General features: G+C 69.7%; 15 protein-coding genes. 10 read left to right on the forward strand and 5 right to left on the reverse strand.

The window, feature by feature from the left end:
- Positions 1 to 141 precede the first annotated feature (141 nt).
- From AB0C19_RS09500 to mmsB, 6 genes are all read left to right on the forward strand, one after another.
- Positions 142 to 2238: an RICIN domain-containing protein gene (locus tag AB0C19_RS09500; RefSeq protein ID WP_357181978.1), complete on the forward strand. Its 2097-nt coding sequence runs from the start codon at positions 142 to 144 to the stop codon at positions 2236 to 2238.
- Between the two features lie 415 nt (positions 2239 to 2653).
- Positions 2654 to 3640, forward strand: coding sequence for a LacI family DNA-binding transcriptional regulator (locus AB0C19_RS09505; RefSeq protein ID WP_357181981.1), 987 nt, complete (start codon positions 2654 to 2656; stop codon positions 3638 to 3640).
- Positions 3641 to 3961: 321 nt separating this feature from the next.
- Positions 3962 to 5617, forward strand: coding sequence for a ricin-type beta-trefoil lectin domain protein (locus AB0C19_RS09510; protein ID WP_357181984.1), 1656 nt, complete (start codon positions 3962 to 3964; stop codon positions 5615 to 5617).
- Between the two features lie 312 nt (positions 5618 to 5929).
- Positions 5930 to 7072: a multiple monosaccharide ABC transporter substrate-binding protein gene (gene chvE / locus AB0C19_RS09515; protein ID WP_112624825.1), complete on the forward strand. Its 1143-nt coding sequence runs from the start codon at positions 5930 to 5932 to the stop codon at positions 7070 to 7072.
- Between the two features lie 82 nt (positions 7073 to 7154).
- Positions 7155 to 8693 (forward strand): multiple monosaccharide ABC transporter ATP-binding protein, encoded by a 1539-nt coding sequence (gene mmsA / locus AB0C19_RS09520; protein WP_112585361.1) that lies wholly within the window; start codon positions 7155 to 7157, stop codon positions 8691 to 8693.
- Positions 8690 to 9940, forward strand: a complete 1251-nt coding sequence (gene mmsB / locus AB0C19_RS09525; RefSeq protein WP_238686374.1) for a multiple monosaccharide ABC transporter permease — start codon at positions 8690 to 8692, stop codon at positions 9938 to 9940. Before mmsA ends, mmsB begins: the two co-directional genes overlap by 4 nt.
- Positions 9941 to 9998: 58 nt before the next feature.
- On the opposite strand, the gene AB0C19_RS09530 is transcribed toward mmsB, so the two are convergent.
- The gene (locus AB0C19_RS09530) at positions 9999 to 11378 is read right to left on the reverse strand and encodes a DNRLRE domain-containing protein (RefSeq protein ID WP_357181990.1); all 1380 of its coding nucleotides are present in this window, start codon (positions 11376 to 11378) and stop codon (positions 9999 to 10001) included.
- Between the two features lie 220 nt (positions 11379 to 11598).
- Here AB0C19_RS09530 and AB0C19_RS09535 point away from each other — a divergent pair, with 220 nt between their 5' ends.
- From AB0C19_RS09535 to AB0C19_RS09550, 4 genes are all read left to right on the forward strand, one after another.
- Positions 11599 to 12909: an MFS transporter gene (locus AB0C19_RS09535; protein WP_357181993.1), complete on the forward strand. Its 1311-nt coding sequence runs from the start codon at positions 11599 to 11601 to the stop codon at positions 12907 to 12909.
- On the forward strand, positions 12906 to 13889 hold the full coding sequence (locus tag AB0C19_RS09540; protein WP_357181996.1) for a hypothetical protein: 984 nt from the start codon (positions 12906 to 12908) through the stop codon (positions 13887 to 13889). The genes AB0C19_RS09535 and AB0C19_RS09540 overlap by 4 nt, the downstream gene beginning before the upstream one ends.
- Positions 13890 to 14011: 122 nt before the next feature.
- Positions 14012 to 15538, forward strand: a complete 1527-nt coding sequence (locus tag AB0C19_RS09545) for an alkaline phosphatase D family protein (protein ID WP_357181999.1) — start codon at positions 14012 to 14014, stop codon at positions 15536 to 15538.
- 14 nt (positions 15539 to 15552) lie between these two features.
- On the forward strand, positions 15553 to 16866 hold the full coding sequence (locus AB0C19_RS09550) for a hypothetical protein (RefSeq protein WP_357182002.1): 1314 nt from the start codon (positions 15553 to 15555) through the stop codon (positions 16864 to 16866).
- A gap of 34 nt (positions 16867 to 16900) precedes the next feature.
- Here the strand turns inward: AB0C19_RS09550 and AB0C19_RS09555 are convergent, their stop codons facing one another.
- The 4 genes from AB0C19_RS09555 to AB0C19_RS09570 are packed head-to-tail and all read right to left on the reverse strand — an operon-like array spanning position 16901 to position 21866.
- Positions 16901 to 18085 (reverse strand): low temperature requirement protein A, encoded by a 1185-nt coding sequence (locus AB0C19_RS09555; protein ID WP_357182006.1) that lies wholly within the window; start codon positions 18083 to 18085, stop codon positions 16901 to 16903.
- A gap of 59 nt (positions 18086 to 18144) precedes the next feature.
- Positions 18145 to 18711, reverse strand: coding sequence for a TetR family transcriptional regulator C-terminal domain-containing protein (locus AB0C19_RS09560; RefSeq protein ID WP_357182009.1), 567 nt, complete (start codon positions 18709 to 18711; stop codon positions 18145 to 18147).
- 51 nt (positions 18712 to 18762) lie between these two features.
- Positions 18763 to 19428, reverse strand: a complete 666-nt coding sequence (locus AB0C19_RS09565; protein ID WP_357182013.1) for a hypothetical protein — start codon at positions 19426 to 19428, stop codon at positions 18763 to 18765.
- Entirely contained in the window at positions 19425 to 21866 is a 2442-nt protein-coding gene (locus tag AB0C19_RS09570) for a PEP/pyruvate-binding domain-containing protein (protein ID WP_357182016.1), read from the reverse strand. The genes AB0C19_RS09565 and AB0C19_RS09570 overlap by 4 nt, the downstream gene beginning before the upstream one ends.
- Positions 21867 to 21887: the final 21 nt, after the last annotated feature.

The raw sequence follows: 21887 nt of genomic DNA on the forward strand, positions 1-21887 counted from the left end.
CCCCGTGCTCCGTAGATCAAGACCGTGGACCACGGTGAGTGATGTTAGCGATCACATTCTGCGATCAGGCCAGCTCGGCACACCGCCCAGTGCCGCGGATGACGACCCGGGCCGTTCGGAACGCATCGTCAGAGGAGGATCATGGTTGCCATCGGTCGGGTTCCCTGGACAACACCAGCGCGGGGGCGTGGTCGGCTGTCGCGACTCGTCGCCGCCGCGGTAGCGGTGGTGGTCGGCGGCGCTCTGGCGGCTGTCGCGCCGACCGCCGCGTCAGCGGCGACTGTCGACACCAACGCCTCCTATGTGCTGGTGAATCGCAACAGTGGTAAGGCGTTGGATCTGTATGCCTCGGCTACGAACGATGGGGCGCGGATCAGTCAGTGGACGCGTAACAACGGGGTCAATCAGCAGTGGCAGTTCGTGGATTCCGGGGGTGGTTACTACCGGATCAAGTCGCGGCATTCGGGCAAGGTGCTCGACGTCAGTGGGTTCTCGACCGCTGACGGTGGGGCGATCGTGCAGTGGGCTGATCTGAACGGGACGAATCAGCAGTTCCGGTTGGCTGACTCTGACGGTGGTTATGTTCGGTTGATCAACCGCAACAGCAACAAGGCGGTGGAGGTGCAGGGCGCGTCCACGGCTGACGGTGGGAACGTGGTGCAGTACGCCGACTGGGGTGGCACCAACCAGCAGTGGCAACTCGTCCAGGTGGGCAGCGGGAACCCGGGCACCCCCGGCACGTCGTACCCGAACCCCGTGGTCTGGCAGGACTTCGCCGACGTCGACATCATCCGGGTGGACAACGCCTACTACATGTCGGCGTCCACCATGCACTACTCGCCTGGCGCGCCGGTCCTGCGCTCGTACGACCTGGTCAACTGGGAGTTCGCCGGGCACTCCGTACCCAAGCTCGACTTCGGCTCGAAGTACGACATGAGTGGTGGTAACGCCTACGTCGACGGCATCTGGGCGTCGACGCTGAACTACCGGCCGAGCAACCGGACGTACTACTGGGCCGGGTGCATCGACTTCGCGCAGACCCACATCTACACCGCGTCCGCCGTCGACGGCACCTGGAGCAAGCACGCCACCATCCCCAACTGCTACTACGACGCGGGGATGCTGGTCGACGACAACGACACCATGTACGTGGCGTACGGCAACGGCACCATCAGCGTGGCGCAGCTGTCCGCGGACGGGAAGTCCCAGGTCCGTGCCCAGCAGGTGTACCAGACGCCGTCGAGCATCGGGACGCTGGAGGGCGCCCGCTTCTACAAGCGCAACGGCGCCTACTACATCTGGCTCACCCGCCCGGCCAACGGCCAGTACGTGTTGAAGTCGACGAACGGCCCGTTCGGACCGTACGAGCAGCGGCAGGTGCTGCTCAACCTGCCCGGTCCGATCTCCGGTGGCGGTGTGCCGCACCAGGGTGGGCTGGTGCAGACCCAGAACGGCGACTGGTACTACATGTCCTTCGTCGACGCGTACCCCGGTGGTCGGATGCCGGCCATGGCCCCGATCACCTGGACCGGCGACGGCTGGCCCGTGCTGCAGACGGTCAACGGCACGTGGGGCAGCTCGTACCCGAAGCCGAACCTGCCCGCGCCGCCCCGGGCGGTCAAGCCGCTCACCGGCAGCGACACGTTCGCCGGCACCACGCTCGGCCCGCAGTGGGAGTGGAACCACAACCCGGACAACAGCAAGTGGTCGGTCAACAACGGGCTGAACCTCCAGACCGCCACCGTCACCGGCGACCTGTACAAGGCGCGTAACACGCTGACCCACCGCATCCAGGGCCCCACCTCGACAGCGACGATCGAGTTGGACTACTCCACCATGCGCGACGGTGATCGCACCGGCCTGGCGGTGCTGCGCAACTCGTCGGCCTGGATCGGAGTCCGACGGGACAACGGGTCCACCCGACTGGTCATGCAGAACGGGCTGACGATGGACGGCAGTTGGAACACCACCAGCACCGGCAGCGAGGTGGCGAGCACCGCCGTCTCCGGTGGCCGGATCTGGTTGCGCGCCAACGCCGACATCAGACCCGGCTCAGGCCGACAGGCCCGTTTCTCGTACAGCACCGACGGGGTCAACTTCACCTCGTTCGGCAACGCCCTGACGCTGGCGAACAACTGGCAGTTCTTCATGGGGTACCGATTCGCCATCTTCAACCACGCGACGCAGGCGCTCGGTGGCGCGGTCACCGTGCGGCGCTTCGACCTGACCACTCCGTGACACCGGTCACACGACGATCGATCTAAGCGGTGGCGCTGGCGACGCAGCCCTGGCGGCATGTGAAGTCCGCGCCACCGCGTCAGGTCCTCGCCGGCCTGTTCCACGCTCTGTCCAGGAGCGAGGGCAGGCCGGCGCACCACCACATCCGGACCGCGTCCCGTGCCAGCTGGTTGGGGGCTTCCAACGGGCACCGCGTTGTACGGCTTCGGCGCCTCAAGCGGTCCCCGCACAGGCGTGCCGTGTTCGGGGCCGTTGCTGGCGTAGACTGTCGGCGATCCAGCGCTGGTCACCTGGGATTCAGCACCGGCGTGGTGACTGAGCGAGGGGGATCGGGCCGGGCCGCTCCAGTCGACGTCGACGGGCCGCGGGCCGGAGATGTAGCGGGGGGAGTGAAATGGCCGTCCACGGTCCCGCGATGACGGACGTTGCTCGTCTCGCCGGTGTCTCCCATCAGACGGTGTCGCGGGTGCTCAACGGGCACCCCAACGTCCGTGAGCAGACCCGGCTTCGGGTACGCGCGGCGATCGCCGAACTCGGCTACCGTCCCAACGGCGCGGCACGCGCCCTGGTGACCGGTCGGTCACAGGTCATCGGTGTGGTCGCGCAGAACACGACGCTCTACGGTCCGGCATCACTGCTGGCCGCCCTCGAGCAGACTGCCGCCGAAGAGGGCTTCGCGGTCAGCGTCGGCAGCGTCCGAAACCTGGACCACCGCTCCATCTCGGCGGCCGTCGAGCGGCACCTGTCGCACCGGGTCGCCGGCATCGTGGTCATCGCCCCGGTCGAGTCGGCCGGTGAGGCGCTGGAGCGCCTGCCCAAGGACGTCCCGCTGGTCACTGTCGACGGTGACCCGAGCCGGCCGGTGCCGCTGGTGACTGTCGACCAGGTGGCGGGTGCCCGGGCGGCGACGCAGCATCTGCTCGACGCCGGGCACCGCACCGTCTGGCACGTCTCCGGGCCGACCGACTGGTTCGACAGCGTGGGTCGGATCGACGGCTGGCGGCAGGCTTTGCTGGCCGCCGGGCTGGATCCGCCGCCGCCGATGCCGGGGGACTGGTCCGCGGCGTCGGGTTACCGGTGCGGGCAGATGTTGGCTCGGATGCCGGAGGTCACCGCCGTCTTCACCGCCAACGACCATCTCGCGCTGGGCGTGCTGCGGGCGCTGCACGAGTTCGGTCGACGGGTGCCGCACGAGATCAGTGTGGTCGGCTTCGACGACGTACCGGAGGCGGCGTACTTCATTCCGCCGCTGACCACCGTCCGACCGGACTTCGACGCGGTGGCGCGAGCGAGCCTGCAGATGCTGCTGTCCCAGATCGAGTCGGGCACCGGTGAGGCGCTGCGGCAGACAATCGCCCCGGCTCTGGTCGCCCGCGAGAGCGTCGCTCCACCTCGTCACTGACGGTCGGACCAACCTGAGGTCGCCCCAGCGTAGTGCGGGGAGCGGTCCCGCTGCCGCCGCCGCCCAGCGGTGCACGCGCGGGGGTCGCGCCAGCGCGCGCCCGTTTTCGGCTTCGTCGCCGAATAAGACGCGACTCGATGGGTTGCTGAGCGTAGCCAATCGATGTCGAGCGATGCGACGCGGTGAAGGTATTGAACCTCGTGAAATGTCGCCGTAACATGATGGGCGTCTCTGTTAACGCTAACAAAAATTGGCGTCCAACTATCGGCGTACCGACCAGCGATCGTAAACACGGGCGGGCGTCACCGACAAGGAGGCTCGATGAACCGCAATACCCGAGGTCGTCGCTGGGGGAGCGCACTGGCGGCAGGAATTCTGCTCGCCGGTGCCCTGGTCGGCCTTCGCGCCCCGACGGCGCAGGCACTGGACAACGGCGTGGCGCGCACTCCCCCCATGGGTTGGAACTCGTGGAACTCGTTCGGCTGCAACATCAACGAGGCGCTGATCCGGCAGACGGCGGATGCGATCGTCAGCAGCGGCATGCGGGACCTGGGCTACAACTACGTAGTGGTCGACGACTGCTGGTTCAACCCCAACCGGGACAGCTCCGGCAACATCCAGGGCGACCCCAGCCGGTTCCCCAGCGGGATGAAGGCGCTCGGCGACTACCTGCACGCCCGCAACCTGAAGTTCGGCCTCTACCAGGTGCCGGTCGACAAGACCTGCGCGCAGTACTTCGGCGCCTACCCCGGCGCGACCGGCAGCCGCGGCCACGAGGTGCAGGACGCGCGCCAGTTCGCCGCCTGGGGTGTCGACTTCCTCAAGTACGACTGGTGCTCGCCGGAGGGCAGCATCAACGACCAGGTGGCCACCTTCGCCAAGATGCGTGACGCACTGGCCGCCACCGGCCGACCGATCGTCTACAGCATCAACTCCAACAGCATCCACGCCAAGACCGGCCCGCAGCGCAACTGGGGCGACGTGGCGAACATGTGGCGAACCACCGAGGACATCACCAACGCGTGGGACACCGGCCAGAGCAACGGCTACCCGATGGGCATCCAGAACATCATCAACGTGACGGTTCCGCTGGCGTCGTACGCGAGGCCGGGCGGGTTCAACGACCCCGACATGATGGAGGTCGGCCGGGGCGGCATGAATGACACGGAGATGCGCAGCCACTTCGCCATGTGGGCGATCATGGCGTCTCCGCTGATCGCCGGCAACGACGTGCGGAACATGAACGCCGCGACGCAGACAATCCTCAAAAACGCCAACCTGATCGCGATCAACCAGGACTCGCTCGGGTTGCAGGGGGCGCAGGTGTCGTTCGACGGCACGCGTCGGGTGCTGGCCAAGCGGCTCGCCAACGGTGACGTCGCCGTCGCCCTGTTCAACCAGGGCGGCTCGACGACCACGATCTCGACCACGGCCGCGGCCATCGGCAAGTCCGGCTCGTCGTTCACCCTGGTGGACGCGTGGACCGGTGGCACCAGCACCAGCAGCGGTACCATCAGCGCCAGCGTCCCCGCGCACGGCACCGTGGTGTACCGGGTCAGCGGTGGCGGAACGACTCCTCCGACGACGCCGCCGCCGACCACGTCGAGCGCGTACGCCAGCGCCGCCTCCGGCCGCTGCCTCGACGTGCCGAACAGCAGCACGACCAACGGCACGCAGCCGGTCATCTGGGACTGCAACGGCGCCGCCAACCAGCGCTGGACCAGCAACGGTCAGACCCTGCAGGCCCTGGGCAAGTGCCTGGACGCGCCGCCGAACGCCGCAGCCGGCGCCAAGGTGCAGATCTGGGACTGCAACGGCGGGACCAACCAGCAATGGACTGTCAACGCCAACGGCACGATCAGCAACGTGCAGTCGGGGCTCTGCCTGGACGTCAACGCCAACGCCACTGCCAACGGCACCACGGTGATCCTCTGGACCTGCACCGCGGCGGCGAACCAGCGGTGGTCGCAGCGGTAGTCGACCGGGACCGCCGACCGCCGAGGTCGCGGCGACCCACCTGATCCGACGGTAGTGCCAGTGCCCGCGGACGACAGATGTCGTCCGCGGGCATCGGTCTGTAGAGTGCTGCGGACGACCACGCTGAGTTGCCGCGTCCTGCCCTTCCGGCGGATCGGTCACATGGCTACGCTCGCCTGGATGCTCCGTTACGAGACCGTGACACCGGTATTTCGGATCTGGTGTTGACGCAGTCTATGTGAGCGCTAACACTACCCGAAAGATGACACTTGGCCCCGGCAGTCGGCGGGGGAGTCCAGAGAGGAGAAGCCCGTGGGCAGGAAATTCCTGGTTGCTCTCGGCGGCGCGGCACTCGCGCTGAGTTTGGCGGCGTGCAGCGGCGGGGGTGCGGGCAGCGGTGAGAAGTCCGGCGACGAGAAGCCGAGCGATCTGACCATCGGTGTCTCGATGCCGACCCAGACCTCGGAGCGGTGGATCGCCGACGGCAACGCGGTGAAGTCGAAGCTTGAGGCCAAGGGCTACAAGGTCGACCTCCAGTACGCCGGCGACGACATCCCCACGCAGTCGCAGCAGGTCGATCAGATGATCACCCAGGGTGCCGATGTTCTGGTCCTCGCGGCGATCGACGGCACCGCGCTCAGCAGCCAGCTGCAGGCCGCCGCCGCCGCGAAGATCCCGGTCATCTCCTACGACCGACTGATCCGTGGCAGCAAGGACGTCGACTTCTACGTCAGCTTCGACAACTACAAGGTTGGCGTCGCCCAGGGCACCGCGCTGCTCGTCGGTCTCGGCCTGCTGAACAAGGACGGCTCGAAGGGCACGGCCAAGGGGCCGCTGAACGTCGAGCTCTTCGCCGGGTCGCTGGACGACAACAACACCCAGTACTTCTTCGGTGGCGCGATGGACACGCTGAAGCCGTTCATCGAGAACGGCACGCTGGTCGTCAAGTCCAAGCAGACCACCCCCGAGCAGGTAGCCATCCTGCGGTGGCAGCAGGAGACCGCGCAGAAGCGGATGGAGAACCTGCTCACCTCCAGCTACAACGACGGCTCGAAGGTCGACGGGGTGCTCTCGCCGTACGACGGCATCTCCCGCGGCATCATCACGGCCCTGCAGAACGCCGGCTACGGCAAGGGCGCGAAGAAGCTCCCCGTGGTGACCGGCCAGGACGCTGAGATCGCCTCGATCAAGCTGATCAACGACGGCGTGCAGAGCTCCACGGTCTTCAAGGACACCCGGCTGCTGGCCGAGCAGGCCGTGAACGCGGCCGAGGCGTTCCTGCAGAAGAAGCAGCCGCAGGCCAACGACACCCAGACGTACAACAACGGCGTCAAGGTCGTCCCGGCGTACCTGCTGCCGATCGCTACCGTCTACAAGGACGACATCAAGGCGACGCTGATCGACTCCGGCTACTGGACGGCGGACGAGGTCGCCGCCGGTCAGGCCAAGAAGTAAGCCACTCGTCGGGCCCGGCGGTCACCCGCCGGGCCCGACGCCTGGGCGTGTACCCGTCCAGACCTGACGGAGGACAGTGACAATGGACGACACCATCCTCGAGATGCGTCGCATCACCAAGACCTTCCCCGGCGTGACCGCGCTGGAGGACGTCACCCTCGCAGTGCGCCGCGGCGAGATCCACGCCATCTGTGGTGAGAACGGCGCCGGCAAGTCCACCCTGATGAAGGTGCTGTCCGGCGTCTACCCGTCCGGCTCGTACGACGGCGAGATCCTCTTCGACGGCAAGCCGATGCAGTTCCGTGGCATCCGCGACAGCGAGGCCAACGGCATCGTCATCATCCACCAGGAGCTCGCCCTGGTGCCGTACCTGTCGATCGCGGAGAACATCTTCCTCGGCAACGAGCGGCGCGGCCGCAGCGGGCTCATCGACTGGAACTTCGCCAACGCCGAAGCGGCGAAGCTGCTGGCGTCCGTCGGGCTGCACGAGAACCCGGTCACCCCGGTCATCCAGCTCGGCGTCGGCAAGCAGCAGCTCGTGGAGATCGCCAAGGCGCTGTCGAAGAAGGTGCGCCTGCTCATCCTGGACGAGCCCACCGCCGCGCTCAACGACATCGACTCGGCGCACCTGCTCGACCTGTTGCGGGCCCTCAAGGAGCAGGGCATCACCTGCATCATGATCTCGCACAAGCTCAACGAGATCACCGCCATCGCCGACTCGACCACAGTCATCCGCGACGGGCGCGCCGTGGAGACCCTCGACATGAGGTCCGACGAGGTGACCCAGCAGCGGATCATCCGGGGCATGGTCGGGCGCGACCTGGACAGCTTCTACCCCGACCGCGAGTCGTCCCCCGGTGACGAGGTCCTGCGCATCGAGGACTGGACGGTGCGGCACCCGGTCCAGGACCGGATGGTCGTCGAGGGCGTCGGGCTGTCCGTACGCGCCGGTGAGGTCGTCGGCATCGCGGGCCTCATGGGGGCCGGGCGGACCGAGCTGGCCATGAGCGTGTTCGGTCGGTCCTACGGGCGCGACATCCGGGGCCGACTCTTCGTCCACGGGCGGGAGGTGCAGGCGCGCACCGTCGCCGAGGCGATCGACAACGGCATCGCCTACGTCACCGAGGACCGCAAGCGCTACGGCCTCAACCTCATCGACGACGTGCGGCGCAACGTGTCCGCCGCCGCGTTGGACCGGCTGTCCCGCCTGGGCTGGGTGAACGGCAACGAGGAGATCAAGGTTGCCGAGGCCAGCCGCAAGGAGATGAACATCCGCACGCCGAGCGTCATGGCGGTGGTCGGCAAGCTCTCCGGCGGCAACCAGCAGAAGGTCGTGCTGTCGAAGTGGCTGTTCACCGACCCGGACGTGCTGATCCTCGACGAGCCCACCCGCGGGATCGACGTCGGCGCCAAGTACGAGATCTACACGATCATCAACCGCCTGGTGGCCGCCGGTAAGGCGGTGATCGTCATCTCCTCCGAGCTGCCGGAGCTGCTCGGCATGTGCGACCGCATCTACACCCTCGCCGCCGGCCGGATCACCGGCGAGATGCCGGTGGCCGAGGCGACTCAGGAGAGCCTCATGGAGCTGATGACCAAGGACAAGGAGCTCGTCGGATGACCAGCATCAAGACCCCTTCGACGGAGCGCCCCACGCCCCCGGACAGCACGCCCACCGCCGCCCTGCACAGCGGGACGAGCGACCTTCGGGCGCTGGTGTTGAACAACCTGCGGCAGAGCGGGATCTACGTCGCCCTGGTCGTCATCGTCGCGCTCTTCGCGGTCCTGACCGACGGGGTGTTGCTGAGCCCCGGCAACATCACCAACATCGTCCTCCAGTACTCGTACATCCTGGTCCTCGCGATCGGGATGGTCATCCTGATCATCGGCGGGCACATCGACCTGTCGGTCGGATCGGTCGTCGCGCTCACCGGAGCGGTCTCCGCCGTCCTGGTGATCCAGCAGGGTCACCCCTGGTGGATCGGCGTCGTGGCCGCGCTGGTCGTCGGCGTCGCGGTCGGCGCGTGGCACGGGTTCTGGGTGGCGTACGCCGGCATTCCGGCGTTCATCGTGACCCTGGCCGGCATGCTGCTGTTCCGGGGTCTGACCCTGCGGGTGCTCGACAACATCTCGCTGTCGCCGTTCCCGTCCGAGTACCAGCAGGTCGCGGCGGGCTTCCTCAACGGCCTGCTCGGTGGGCAGGGCTTCGACGCCTTCACGTTGCTGATCGGCGCTGTCGCCGTGGCCGGCTACGCGGTCAGTGGCTTCCGCACCCGGGTGGCGCGGATCCGCTACCAGCAGCCCGTCGAGTCGTTCCCGCTGTTCGTCGCCCGGGTCGTGCTGGTTGGCGCGGTCCTCATGTACTTCGCCTGGCAGCTGGCGCACGCCCGAGGGCTGCCGATCGTGCTGATCATCCTGGCGGTCCTGGTGCTGGTCTATGGCCTGCTCACCCGGCGTACCGTCTTCGGTCGCCAGGTCTACGCCATCGGCGGCAACCTGTCGGCGGCGGCGCTGTCCGGGGTGAAGGTCCGCACCGTCAACTTCTGGATGTTCGTCAACATGGGCTTCCTGGCGGCGGTGGCCGGCGTCATCTACTCGTCGCGGTCGAACGGCGCCCAGCCCGCCGCCGGCAACATGTTCGAGTTGGACGCGATCGCCGCGGCCTTCATCGGCGGCGCGGCGGTCACCGGTGGCGTCGGCACGGTGGTGGGCGCGATGGTCGGTGGTCTGATCATGGCGGTGATGAGCAACGGCATGCAGCTCATGGGCATCGACCAGTCGACCCAGTCGGTGGTGAAGGGTCTCGTCCTGCTCGTGGCGGTCGCCTTCGACGTCTACAACAAGCGTCGCGCCGGCACCGCCCGCTGACGCTCGGCCGGTACGCACGTGCCCCCTGCCCGCCTCGCGGACAGGGGGCACGCGTCCGTCAGTGGCAGGTGTTGGTGCCGGTGTCTGCGTAGGTTTGGCCGGCTACTGGCACGAACTGCCAGTCGTAGCTGTTGGAGTGCAGTGTGAACTTCAGGACGCCCCAGGCTGAGCTGTTACGCGCCTCGCTGTTGGGCTGGATGGTGCCGAAGCCGTAGTGGCCGGCGCCGCCCATCCCCGCGACGAAGCTGCGCAGACCCCGGCTGGAATCGGCGCCACCGGCCGGGTTCATCGGGGCGAACCGCTCGTACACGTGGTTGTGCCCCCAGACCACGACGTCTGCGTTGTAGTCGTAGAGGGCCTGGTACAGCGGACGCGTCGACGTCGACGGCGCGTGGTTGGAGCTGGACGTGAACAGCGGGTGGTGCCAGTACGCGATGGTGCACGGCTTGCTGCTGGCGGCCAGGTCCGCGCGCAGCCACTGCTCCTGCGTCGATCCGGCCGACATGCTGATGTTCGAGTTCAGCGACACGACGTGCCAGTTGCCGAGGTCGAACGAGTAGTAGCCGCGACCGCTCGGGCCGGCCGACGTACCGAAGTAGTTGTAGTAGCCGGTCGCGCCCGACGTGTTGTAGTCGTGGTTGCCCGGCGACGGGCGGGTGCGGGACTTGTGCCGACCCCAGGTGGGCTCGTAGTAGCTGTTGAACTGCGACGCCGTCCCGCTGTCGTAGACGTTGTCGCCGGTGGTGAAGACAGTTCCCGGGATGCTGTCGAGCAGCGTCGCGGTGGCGCTGTCGCCGGAGCCCGAGTCGGCGATGTCCCCTGCACCGACGAACACCGGGTCGCCCGACGGAGGCGGCGTGGTGCTCCCGGTGGTGACCACCAGCTGCGGAGCGTCAGCGCCACTCTCTCGGGTGTCGTAGTAGGCGCCGTCACCGCTGGTCGAGGTGGCACCGAAGCTGTACGTGCCGTTGCCGGTGACGGCGGCCGTGACGTCGACCTCGTACCAGCTGTTGCCGCTGACCGCGCCGATCGTGCCGAGCGTGGCCCCGTCGATGGTCGGCTGGTTGTTCCAGGTGGTGCCGGTCTCCGACCAGGTGGTGTTGGACATCCGGCGGAACGTGCCACCGGCGTCGCTGCCGCTGTTGCCGCTGATCGTGCGCAGTCGCAGCTTGGCGCCGGTCACCGTGCCGCTCACACCGCTCACCGTGAAGCGCAGGAACGAGCGCCGCACTGGCGAGTTGTCGACCACCACCTGCGTGGACGTGCCGTAGTTGGTGGCAGCCGTGTCGCTCTGGACGTAGGTGTCGGCGACCGGCGTGAAGGTCACGCTCGCCGCCGACGCCGCGCCAGCGCCGGTCACGACGACGGCGGCGGTCGCGGCGACGATCACCGTGACCACCCCCAGCGTCAGCGACGGACGGGGGAATCGAATGTCCATCCAGGACTCCTTACCTCGTGGGAGAAGCGCAAGGAATGTAGGAAGGTCGATGAGCCGGCGGGCGACGGGCGGATGAACAGTGCGTCCCGGCAGGCGAACACCTCGGTGTTGTCAGCCCGTTCACCCGACCCTCGCCCGGATGCCACCCGCGGTCCGTTGTGCCCTCTCCACTGAGTACGGACGATGGCTGCCCGTCGACTGTCGATCAGAGGAGATGCTCGTGTACCTGTCGACGGTCTCCCGACCGGTCGCCGAGGAACCCGGGTCGGGGCCCCGACGCCGTCGGCTCGCGATGGTCAGCGGCAACGTCGTCGCGCTCGGCACTGTCAGTCTGATCACCGACGTGTCGGCCGAGATGGTGGCCGCGGTCCTTCCGCTCTATCTGGTGCTGGGCCTTCACCTCAGCCCGGTGGCCTTCGGTGTGCTGGACGGCGTCCACACCGGCGCCACAGCACTGCTGCGGGTCGTCGGTGGTTTCGCCGCCGACCGGTTCCGGCGGCGCAAGCTGATCGCCGGCATCGGCTACGCGCTGTCGGCGGTCGCGAAGCTCGGCCTGCTGCTCGCCGGTCGCTCGATCCCGGCGATCGGCGCCGTCATCGCCGTCGACCGGCTCGGCAAGGGTGTTCGCAGCGCGCCGCGCGACGCGCTGATCACGCTCTCCACGCCACCCGAGGCGCTGGGTCGGGCGTTCGGGGTGCACCGGGCGATGGACAGCGTCGGCGCGTTCCTCGGGCCGCTCGCCGCGTTCGCGGTCCTGCTGGTCGTCGGGCAGTCGTACGACGCGGTCTTCGTCACCAGCTTCTGCATCGCGGCCCTGGCCGTCGTGGTGCTCGTGCTCTTCGTCCGGGAGCACCCGCCCGGCGAGACGGCGGACGGCGAGACGGCGAACGGCGAGACGGCGGACGAGACCAACGACCCGAAGGTCTCCGTCCGCGAGGCGTTCGGGCTGCTGCGCGACGGCCCGGCCCGGCGGCTGGTGCTGGCCGCCGCGATGCTCGGGCTGGCCACCATCGGCGACGGCTTCGTCTACCTGCTGCTGCAACGCCGGATGGACCTTGGCCTGCGCTGGTTCCCGCTGCTCGCGGTGGGGACCAGCCTGGCGTACCTACTGCTCGCCGCTCCGCTCGGCGTACTCGCCGACCGGATCGGTCGCCTGCCCGTGGTGATCGGCGGCTACACCGCCCTCGGTGCGACGTACCTGCTGCTGGCCGGCCCGGTCGACGGTTGGCCGCTGATCGCCTTGGCGCTGACTCTGTACGGGGCCTTCTACGCGGCCACCGACGGCGTGCTCATCGCGCTCGCCGGTCCGGTGCTGCCGGCGCGCCTGCGGACCACCGGAATCGCGTTGGTGCAGACCGGGCAGGCCCTCGCGTACCTCGTCTCCTCAGTGCTGTTCGGTTTGGCCTGGCAGGCGTGGGGGCCGGAGAACGCGATTCGCGTGGCGGCCGTGGCCGTCGCCGGCGTCCTGGTCGGCACGCTGCTCCTGCTGGCCTCCCCGTCCCGACTCACCACCCGGAAGGTGCCCCGATGACCGCGATGTCGACCCGAGGGAAGCTCGGCGTGGTGGTCGCCTCGGCCGTGCTGTTGGGCGCGGTGGCGGCCGGCTACGCCGCCACTGCCGCGCAGGCTCCCCGGACGCCGCCACCCGCCAGCGGCGAGCAGGCGGTCACCCTGGCACCCGGGCCCCGCCTGCTGGCGATCACCGACCGGCACGTCTCCACGGTCGCCGCGACCGACCCGGCCGGGCCGCGCACCGTCGCCGGCCTGGAGTGCCTCCGGGTGTACGCGGCGGCCGGCACCGGGGTCTGTCTGAAGCCGGAGACCGCGTGGTCGTACCAGGTTGTCGTGCTCGACGCGACGCTGCGCCAGACGAAGGCGGTCAGTGTGCCAGGGCTGCCGAACCGGGCCCGGGTCTCGGCGTCCGGCCGGATGGTCTCCTGGACGACGTTCGTCGGTGGCGACTCGTACACCTCCAGTGGCTTCTCCACCCGCACCGGGATCCTCGACACCCGTACCGGCACCACTGTGGCCTCGCTCGAAGAGTTCGCGATCACCCGGAACGGCCGGGGCTATCGCAACGCGGACGTCAACTACTGGGGCGTCACCTTCACCGCCGACGACAACAGCTTCTACGCGACGATGGCGACCGGTGGTAGGCGGTACCTCGTCCGGGGCGACCTCGCGGCTCGTACTGTCGAGACGCTGAAGGAGAACGTCGAGTGCCCGTCGCTGTCACCGGACGGCGCCCGGCTCGCGTTCAAGGAGGCGGTCGACGCCGATCCGGCGAAGGGCTGGCGGCTGTCGGTCCTGGACCTGTCGAGCATGCGGGTCACCCCGACCGCCGAGGTCCGTAGCGTCGATGACCAGGCCGCGTGGCTGGACGACGGAAGACTGGCCTACGCGCTGCGTCGGGACGACGGCCAGCCCGACGTCTGGAGCGTTCCGGCGGACGGGTCCGGCACGCCGACGCTGGTGATCCCCGGCGCGGAGTCGCCCTCCCCGCTCACCTGACGGTCCGATCCCCGCCCCCGGCGGTCCGGACACCTGAACGCCTTGGCGTGGACAGCATTCCGTCATGTCGGATTCCGCCCCGCAGTCATTGCCGTTCATCGACGTTCCCGAGGCTGTTGACCATGAAAAGGCTGAGCCGTCGCATCTTCGTCCTCGGTGGACTGGTGACCGCCGGAGTCGCTGTGACACCCCGCCAGGGTGCCCGCGCCGCGGTGCCGTACCCCTTCAAACTTGGTGTCGCTTCCGGTGATCCGGCTCCCGACAGCGTGGTCCTCTGGACCCGGCTGGCACCCTCCCCGCTCAATGCCGACGGGCAGGGCGGCATGGCCAACGCCGACGTGACAGTGGAGTGGCAGGTGTCCACCACCGACCGGTTCACCTCGCTGGTCGCCTCCGGCTCGGTGGTCGCCCGGTACGCCGACGCGCACTCCGTGCACGCCATCGCGGGCGGGCTCGCCGCCGACTCCGACTACTACTACCGGTTCCGGGCCCAGGGCCAGATCTCGCCGGTCGGGCGGACCCGGACCGCCCCGGCGCCCAGCGCCTTCGGCCGTGACCTGGTGATGGCCTTCGCTTCCTGCGCCCACTACGAGGCCGGCTACTACACGGCGTACCGGAGGATGGCCGAGGACAACCCCGGCCTGATCCTGCACCTCGGTGACTACATCTACGAGGGCGGCGTCGGCAGCTCCACTGTGCGGCAGCACGTCGGCTCCGAGATCGTCTCGCTGGCCGACTATCGCCGCCGGTACGCGCTGTACAAGTCCGACCCCGACCTGCAGGCGGCCCACGCGGCGGCACCCTGGCTGGTGGTCCCGGACGACCACGAGGTGGAGAACAACTACGCCAACATGGTCCGCAACGACAGCAGCCCGACGCTGACCGCCGCCCAGTGGACCGCGCGGCGCACCGCCGCGTACCGGGCCTACTACGAGAACATGCCGCTGCGACCGGCGTCCGCCGCCATCGGCAACAGCATCCCGCTGTACCGACGGGTCCGGTGGGGACAACTCGCCACCTTCCACATGCTCGACACCCGCCAGTTCCGCGACGACCAGGCCTGCGGCGATGGTTGGAAGGTCTGCGCCGACGCGGACCTGGCCTCCCGGTCGCTGACCGGCGCCACCCAGGAGGCGTGGCTGCTCGACGGGCTGGCCCAGCGCTACGGCACCTGGGACATCCTCGGCCAGCAGGTCTTCTTCGCCCAGCAGCTCGACGCGAACGGGGCGGCGAGCATGGACGTGTGGGACGGCTACCGGGCCTCCCGCAGCCGCATCCAGAACGGTTGGCAGCAGCGTGGGGTGCGCAACCCGCTGGTGCTCACCGGCGACGTGCACCGGTCGTGGGCCAACGACCTCAAGGCCGACTACGCCAACCCCTCCTCGGCCACCGTCGGCACCGAGCTGGTCTGCACCTCGATCAGCTCGACCGGCAACGGCAGTGGCAGCACCACGGTCCCGAACGCGGCGGCCAACCCGCACCTGAAGTTCTACTCGGACCGGCGCGGCTACGTCCGTACCACGATCAGCCGCAGCCAGGTCCGCGCGGACTTCCGCGCTGTGAACTCCGTGACCGAGCACGGCGCGGCGGCGTCCACGGTGCGTTCGTTCGTCATCCTCGACGGCCAGCCCGGCCTGCAGGCCGGGTAAGGGAGAGAGCCACCATGACAGCGATCACCGCACTGTTCACCGCGTCCCTGCTGGTCCCGAGCGTGGTTCTCGGCCCGACCGCGATGACCGCCGAGGCGGTCACCTGGACCACAGCGAACAGCGTCGCCACGGGCGACCAGGACCTGCCGTCCATCGCCATGAACCGCAACGGCCACGTCGCAGTGGTCTGGGAGGACGACCGGGACAGCACCGCACCGGAGGACGACACCCACAGCGAGACCTACCTGCGGCTGTTCCGCGACGGCACCCCCGCGTACGAGTTGAAGCTCTCCACCGGGGGAACCAGCGGGGCCGCCTGGCGGCACCTCAGCCCCGACGTCGGGCTCGACGACCGGGGCAACGCCGTGGTGGTCTGGGCCGCCGACGGTGACGGCAACGGCGTCTTCAACATCCAGTACCGGGTGGTGTCACCCACCGGCGCGGTGCTCGGCTCGGGGCAGGCCAACGCCAGCGACGCCGGGCAGCAGATCTGGCCGAAGGTGTCGGTCGACCCGGACGGCGCGCCCACCAACGCCGCCGCCGTCGGCTTCACAGTGGTCTGGGAGGACGTGCAGGGCACCGCTCCCGCCACCGTCAAGGCCGCCGGCTTCACCACCGCCACCACCAAGGCGTACGAGGTGACGGCCTCGCAGACGACTGGCGCGCACCACCGTCCCGACGTCGCGGTGTCCGCCTCCGGCGAGGCGCTGGTGGTCTGGGACGAGGACGCCGACGCGAACGGCTCGTACAACATCGGGCTGACCCGGCTGGCCCGGTCCAACGGTGCCGTGGCGCTGTCGCGGCGGACGGCCAACGCGCAGAGCGGCGGGCAGCAGCAGCGCGCCTCGGTGGCGGCGAACTTCGCCGGTGGCTTCACGGTCGGGTGGGAATCCGACCACACCGGCACCCGGGGTGTCTGGGCCCGATCGTTCACCGCCGCGGGCGCGGCCCGGCACGACGAGGTTCCGGTCTCCACCGGCACCGGCGCCACCGCTCCCGCTGTCGGCATCGACGACCAGGACAACGTGGTGGTGGGCTGGACGGTGTCCGGCGCCAATCCGGACGTCTGGGCGCGGGGCCTCAACCCGGACGGCACGTCCACCGGCCGGCTGGCGGCCCAGGCGCTGAGCCAGACCACGACGGGCCGCCAGGAGCACTTCGCGGTCGCCGCGTCGCCCTGGGGCGAGGTGAGCGTCTGCTACACCGACGACAACGACGGCAACACCTTCGACCAGGTGCTCCTCGGCCTGGGCACGACGAACTCCACCTGGCTGATGTCCGCCGACGAGCTGCGCCGACTGAAGGCGCGGGGCACCAGGGCGAGCTGAACACGTCGACCCGGGTCGTCTGACATGGGAGGGGTCAGACGGCCCGGGGCAGCCGCTCGTACAGGACCAGGGCGGTGAGGATGGCAGTCAGCAGGCCGAGGGCGGCCAGCGCGGGCAGGATCCGGGACACCGGCAGCAGCAGGAGGACGACGCCGATCGCGACGAGATGGCCCGGCGAGCCGCCGACGGTCAGCCGGAGGAACAGCAGACGACCGATGAGGTAGAGCGCGGCACCGCCGTAGAGCACTGTCGTCGCCGGCCATCCCATCGGCTCCCCGGCGGGGTGCCGAGGCTGATCCGTCAGGCTTGCGAGGATCAGGTGGATGCCCAGGGCGAAGTAGACGACCCCGGCGACCAGCGGCAGGTGCGCCAGCGTGTAAGCGTCCGACGCCAACTGCTGGCGGCGTCGGGTACGCGGCGAGGCCGAGGTCAGCACCTTCGCGGCCTCCGGGGCGACGCCCACGAAGTAGAGCCACCACAGGCACACGGTCGCGGCGAAGCCGAACACCGCGGCCACCAGCATCGGCCAGGCGATCATGGCCAGGCCCACGCCGGCCCCGGCCGACAGCAGGGACTCACCGAGCACGATGATCAGCACCAGACCGTGGCGTTCGGCGAAGTGGGCGCCGCTGCGGACCTCGCCGAAGCTGGCGGCGGTGGCGATCCGGCCGCCGCCGTAGTCGACGAGGAACGCCACTGTCCACAGCACTGTCTGCGCGGTCCCGCCGAGGACGGCTCCCACCAGGAGCGGAACCCAGGCGAGTGTGGTGGACACGGCGAAGCGCACTGTCTGCCGGCGGTACTGCGGGTTGCCGGACGAGGCGTAGGTCATCAGAGCGAGGTGCACCCCGCGGACCACGATGTAGGCGATGGCCAGTGTGAGCGGCGGGCTCAACGCGCCGTCGTGGCGCTGCCATGCCTCCGGGATCACCAGGGCGGCCACGAAGATGGCGGCCATCGCCGCGAGCATTCCGGCCAGCACGGGGCCGTTGTCCGCGCGGACCTGGTTACCCAGCCAGGCGTAGCAGCTCCACGCGTACCAGAACCAGAGCAGGAGCAGCAGGCCCTGGTAGAGGGTGAGCGGTCCCAGCGACTCCGCCATGAAACCGATGAGCCGCGTCAGCGCGAAGACCAGGACCAGGTCGAAGAAGATCTCGAAGGTGGTGGCCCGGTGTGCCTCCTCGACCAGCACCGGCCGGGCCCGGTGGACGCGGCTCATCCGCTCATCCTGGTCGGTGCCGCCCCTCGTTCGGGGGCCAACGGCCAGCTACGACGGGATCAGTCGAAGAGCAGGTCGAGGTGGGCGTCCAGCGCGCCCAGCGCCTGCTCGGCGGTGTACTGCCCGCCCAGCAGGTAGACGCCGAGCCCTTCCATCAGCGCCAGCAGGCCGGCCGCGGCGGCGGCGCGGTGGCGGTCGGGCAGGACGCTGGCGATGAACCCGGTGAACTGCGCGGTGTCCTCGTGCAGGCTGGGCGCGGCCGACGGTCGCACCGCCGTGTAGGCGAGGAACGCGAGCGCCACCCGCCCGTTGTCGCGGGCGGCTTCGTCGAGCGGCAGCAGCGCGGCGAGCATCGTGCGCAGCAGCAGCCGAGGCGAGGGGTTCTCGCCCAGCCGCGCCACCGCCTCGGTGACCCGGAGTTGGCTGCGCTCACGCACCACGCTCAACGCGAACGCCATCATCTCGTCCTTGGTCCGGAAGTAGTGCTGGACCATCCCGGCGGACACACCGGCCTCGGCGGCCACGTGTCGGAGGCTGACGGCCTCCAGGCCCTGATCCGCGGCGACCCGCATCAGCGCGTCCGCGATGAGGGTGCGTCGCTCCTGGTGATCGACCTTCTTGGGCATGGCCTCGATCGTTTCACAGTGGGTGGCCCGGAGACTCCGCCAGCGCGGCGGTCACCGGCTGACGGTCTGGCTCACCGGAGTGCCCCGCGCGCTGCGCAGCAGGCCGTCCGGGTCGTCGGCGTACAGTCGCAGCTCGCTGACCGGCGTGGACCCGGTCTTCGGCAGGTCGAAGGTCAGCGGCCGGCGCAGCAGGACGTCGATGCTGGTCTGGCTGCCGACCGAGATGGACACCACCCGCCGGTCGCCCTCCTGCTCGACCTGCACCGATTTGCTCGACGGCAGCGAACGGTAGCGCTTGCGCAGCGCCTCGACCTCGGTCCACGGGATCCAGACGTCGATGCCCCAGCTGAGCCGCACCCGCAGGCCCCGGTCACCCACGACGTGGGGGTGGATCGTCATGCTGGCGAACAGGCCGATCATCCAGAGCAGACCCCAGATGCCGAGGCCCAACACGATCCAGCGGGCGGGCCGCCACGGCACCACGTGGGTGACCACCACGTCGAAGATCGGGATCTCCACGACCGAGAGGCCGATGAAGATGCCCAGGATCGGCCTGACCACCCCGAGGTAGCCGAACGGCTCGTCGCCGGGCCCCAGCGGCAGTGGACGACGCCGGGCCCACACGTACAGGCTGCGCCACGTCGCGGCCTCGGCCTCGGCCGCCCGGCGCAGCAGCGGGCCCACCCGCGCCCTGGTCGGTGTCTTCGTGTCGGTCATTGTCGTCCTTCTCGCTCGGAGGCCGAGGGTCGGTGCAGCGTGACGGTGCCGGCGCCGCCATCCACCGTGACGAGCTGCCCGGTGGTGATGGTCCGGGTGGCGTCCGGCACGCAGATGACGGCGGGAATGCCGTACTCACGGGCCACCGTCGGGCCGTGCGCCATGATCGCGCCGGTCTCGGTGACGAGCGCCGACGCGGTGAGGAACAGCGGGGTCCAGCCCGGGTCCGTGGTCGCGGCCACCAGGACTTCGCCGGGCTCGACGTGGGCGGTGCCCGGGTCGCGCACCACCCGGGCGGGGCCGGTCACCCGGCCCGCCGACGCACCCACTCCAGTGAGCGTCCCGTCGCCGGTCGATGCCGCCGGCAGGACGGTCTCGACATCCGTACCGTCGGAGAGCAGTGCCACCGGTACCGTCCGACGCCGCAGCTCCCGGCCGTGCACGGCCCGTCGGGCGGTGACGGTGCCGCGTAGGTCAACACCCTGGTGTACGACCGTGTGCACCTCGTCGAGGGTCAGGAACATGATGTCGTCGGGCTGGTCCAGCAACCCGCGGGCGTGCAGGTCGGCGCCGATGAGCAGCAGTTGGCGACGGGTCTCGCCCAGCGGGTACAGCCCGGCGAACTTGCCGGCCTCGCGCAGGCCGGCCAACGACCGCGCCCGGCGCAACAGGAAACCGGCGATCCTGCCCCGCACCGGCCGCCGACGCCGAGCTCGGGTGACCAATTCCTCCAGCGCTGTCTCCGCCGCTGAGGCGGCCCGCTGGAAGCGCTGGTCGGGACCCTGTTGCGGATCGGTCACCCGCAGGTAGTTGACGACCGCGGCGAAGACCGGTGTGGGGTCCTCCGCCCAGCGCGGCACTCCGAGGTCGACTTCGGCGACGCCCCGGTGCCCGTAGGTGTCCAGGAAGGCCGCCATGCCGATGTCGGGCAGCGTCCCGTGCAGGTGGCGTGCGGCCAACTCGGCCGGCGGGGTGTCGAGGAGAAGCTGGCGGTGGTCGCCCACGCCCTGGGCGAGCCGCCACAGGGCCAGGTCCATCTCGATGGTGACGTTGTGCGGCATGCCGCCGAGCACAGTGTGGATCTCGTCCGGGCCGGCGATGCCCTTGAGCAGCGCGGTCGGCAGGGCGGCGGCGAGCATCCCGGCGACGATCGGCCACATGATCGCGTCGGCGCTGTCGTCGGCGTCGTCGTCCTGCGCCTGCACGAAGCGCAGCCGGTCGGCGGTGGTACGCAGATCGGCGGGGGCTGCCGAGCTCACCCTCAGCTGCTCGATCGCCTCGAACATCCGGGTCCGCGCGGCCTCGGGACGGGCCAGCGCCCGCAGGATCCCCACCACCGCGCGGCGGGCCGTCCGCAGCGACGCGGCTCCCGGTGCCCCACCGCGCCGGGCGCCGCCGCTGGTCGGGGCGAACCGGGGATCCGCCAGCACGTGCTGCATCACCGCCTGGGCGCGCGGCCCGAAGTCGACGGCCAGGAGCTTCACCAGTCGCTTGCGGGACGACCGGTCGCGCGCGAGGTCGGTCAGGTCACCGTAGAGGCGGCCGCCGATGTCGACGATCTCGACCCGTACCCCGAGCGCGGCGAGCATCGCGGCGATCTGCGTCCGCAGTGTCGACATACCCATCGGAGTGACCGGTTGGAGCATGCCCTGAACGTGCCCGAACTCCAGGTAGACGCGGGGGAGGGGCTTCTCGCTGAGCGGCGGGGCGGGGAACAGGCTGGTGATCGGCCGGGACTGGAGGAGCCACAGCACGTCGTCCGTGTCGATCGCCCACTCCACATCCTGCGGGCCGCCGAAGTGGGCCTGCAACCGCTCGCCGGTGGCGCGGAGGCGGGCCAGCTGCGCGGACGTCAGGCAACCGGCCTCGGTGCGCGCGACGTCGTCGAGGACGTAGTGGTCGACGGCGGCGGCGCCGTCCACCACTGTCGTGCCGAGGCCGGCAGCGGCGTCGACGGCCATCTCGTCGCGGCGCCCGGTCAGCGGGTTCGCTGTGAACAGCACTCCCGCCACCGCGGGTGTGACCATGCGCTGCACGACGACGGCCATTCGCACCGTCTGGTGATCGATGCCGCGGGCGTCGCGGTAGGCGGTCGCGCGGTCACCGTGCAGCGATGCCCAGCATTTCTCGATGGCGGCGATCAGCTCGGCGGTGCCGGTGACGTTGAGGACGGTGTCCTGCTGCCCGGCGAAGCTCGCGTCCGGCAGGTCCTCGGCGGTCGAGCTGGAGCGCACCGCCACCGGGCCCGCGCCGAGTCGCTGGTACGCGGCGACGACCTCGGCAGTGGGCACGACGCCGAGCCGGTGTGCCTCGGTGGTGACGCAGAAACCGTCGGGGACCCGCTCGCCGTGCCTGATCAGCTCGCCCAGCCCGGCCGCCTTACCGCCGACCAGGGCGGTCATGGCGGCGGTCACCTCGGACAACGCGATCACGTGCATGGGAGCCCACTCTCGTTGCAA

Source organism: Micromonospora sp. NPDC048842, assembly GCF_040649935.1.
Classification (GTDB): domain Bacteria; phylum Actinomycetota; class Actinomycetes; order Mycobacteriales; family Micromonosporaceae; genus Micromonospora; species Micromonospora hortensis.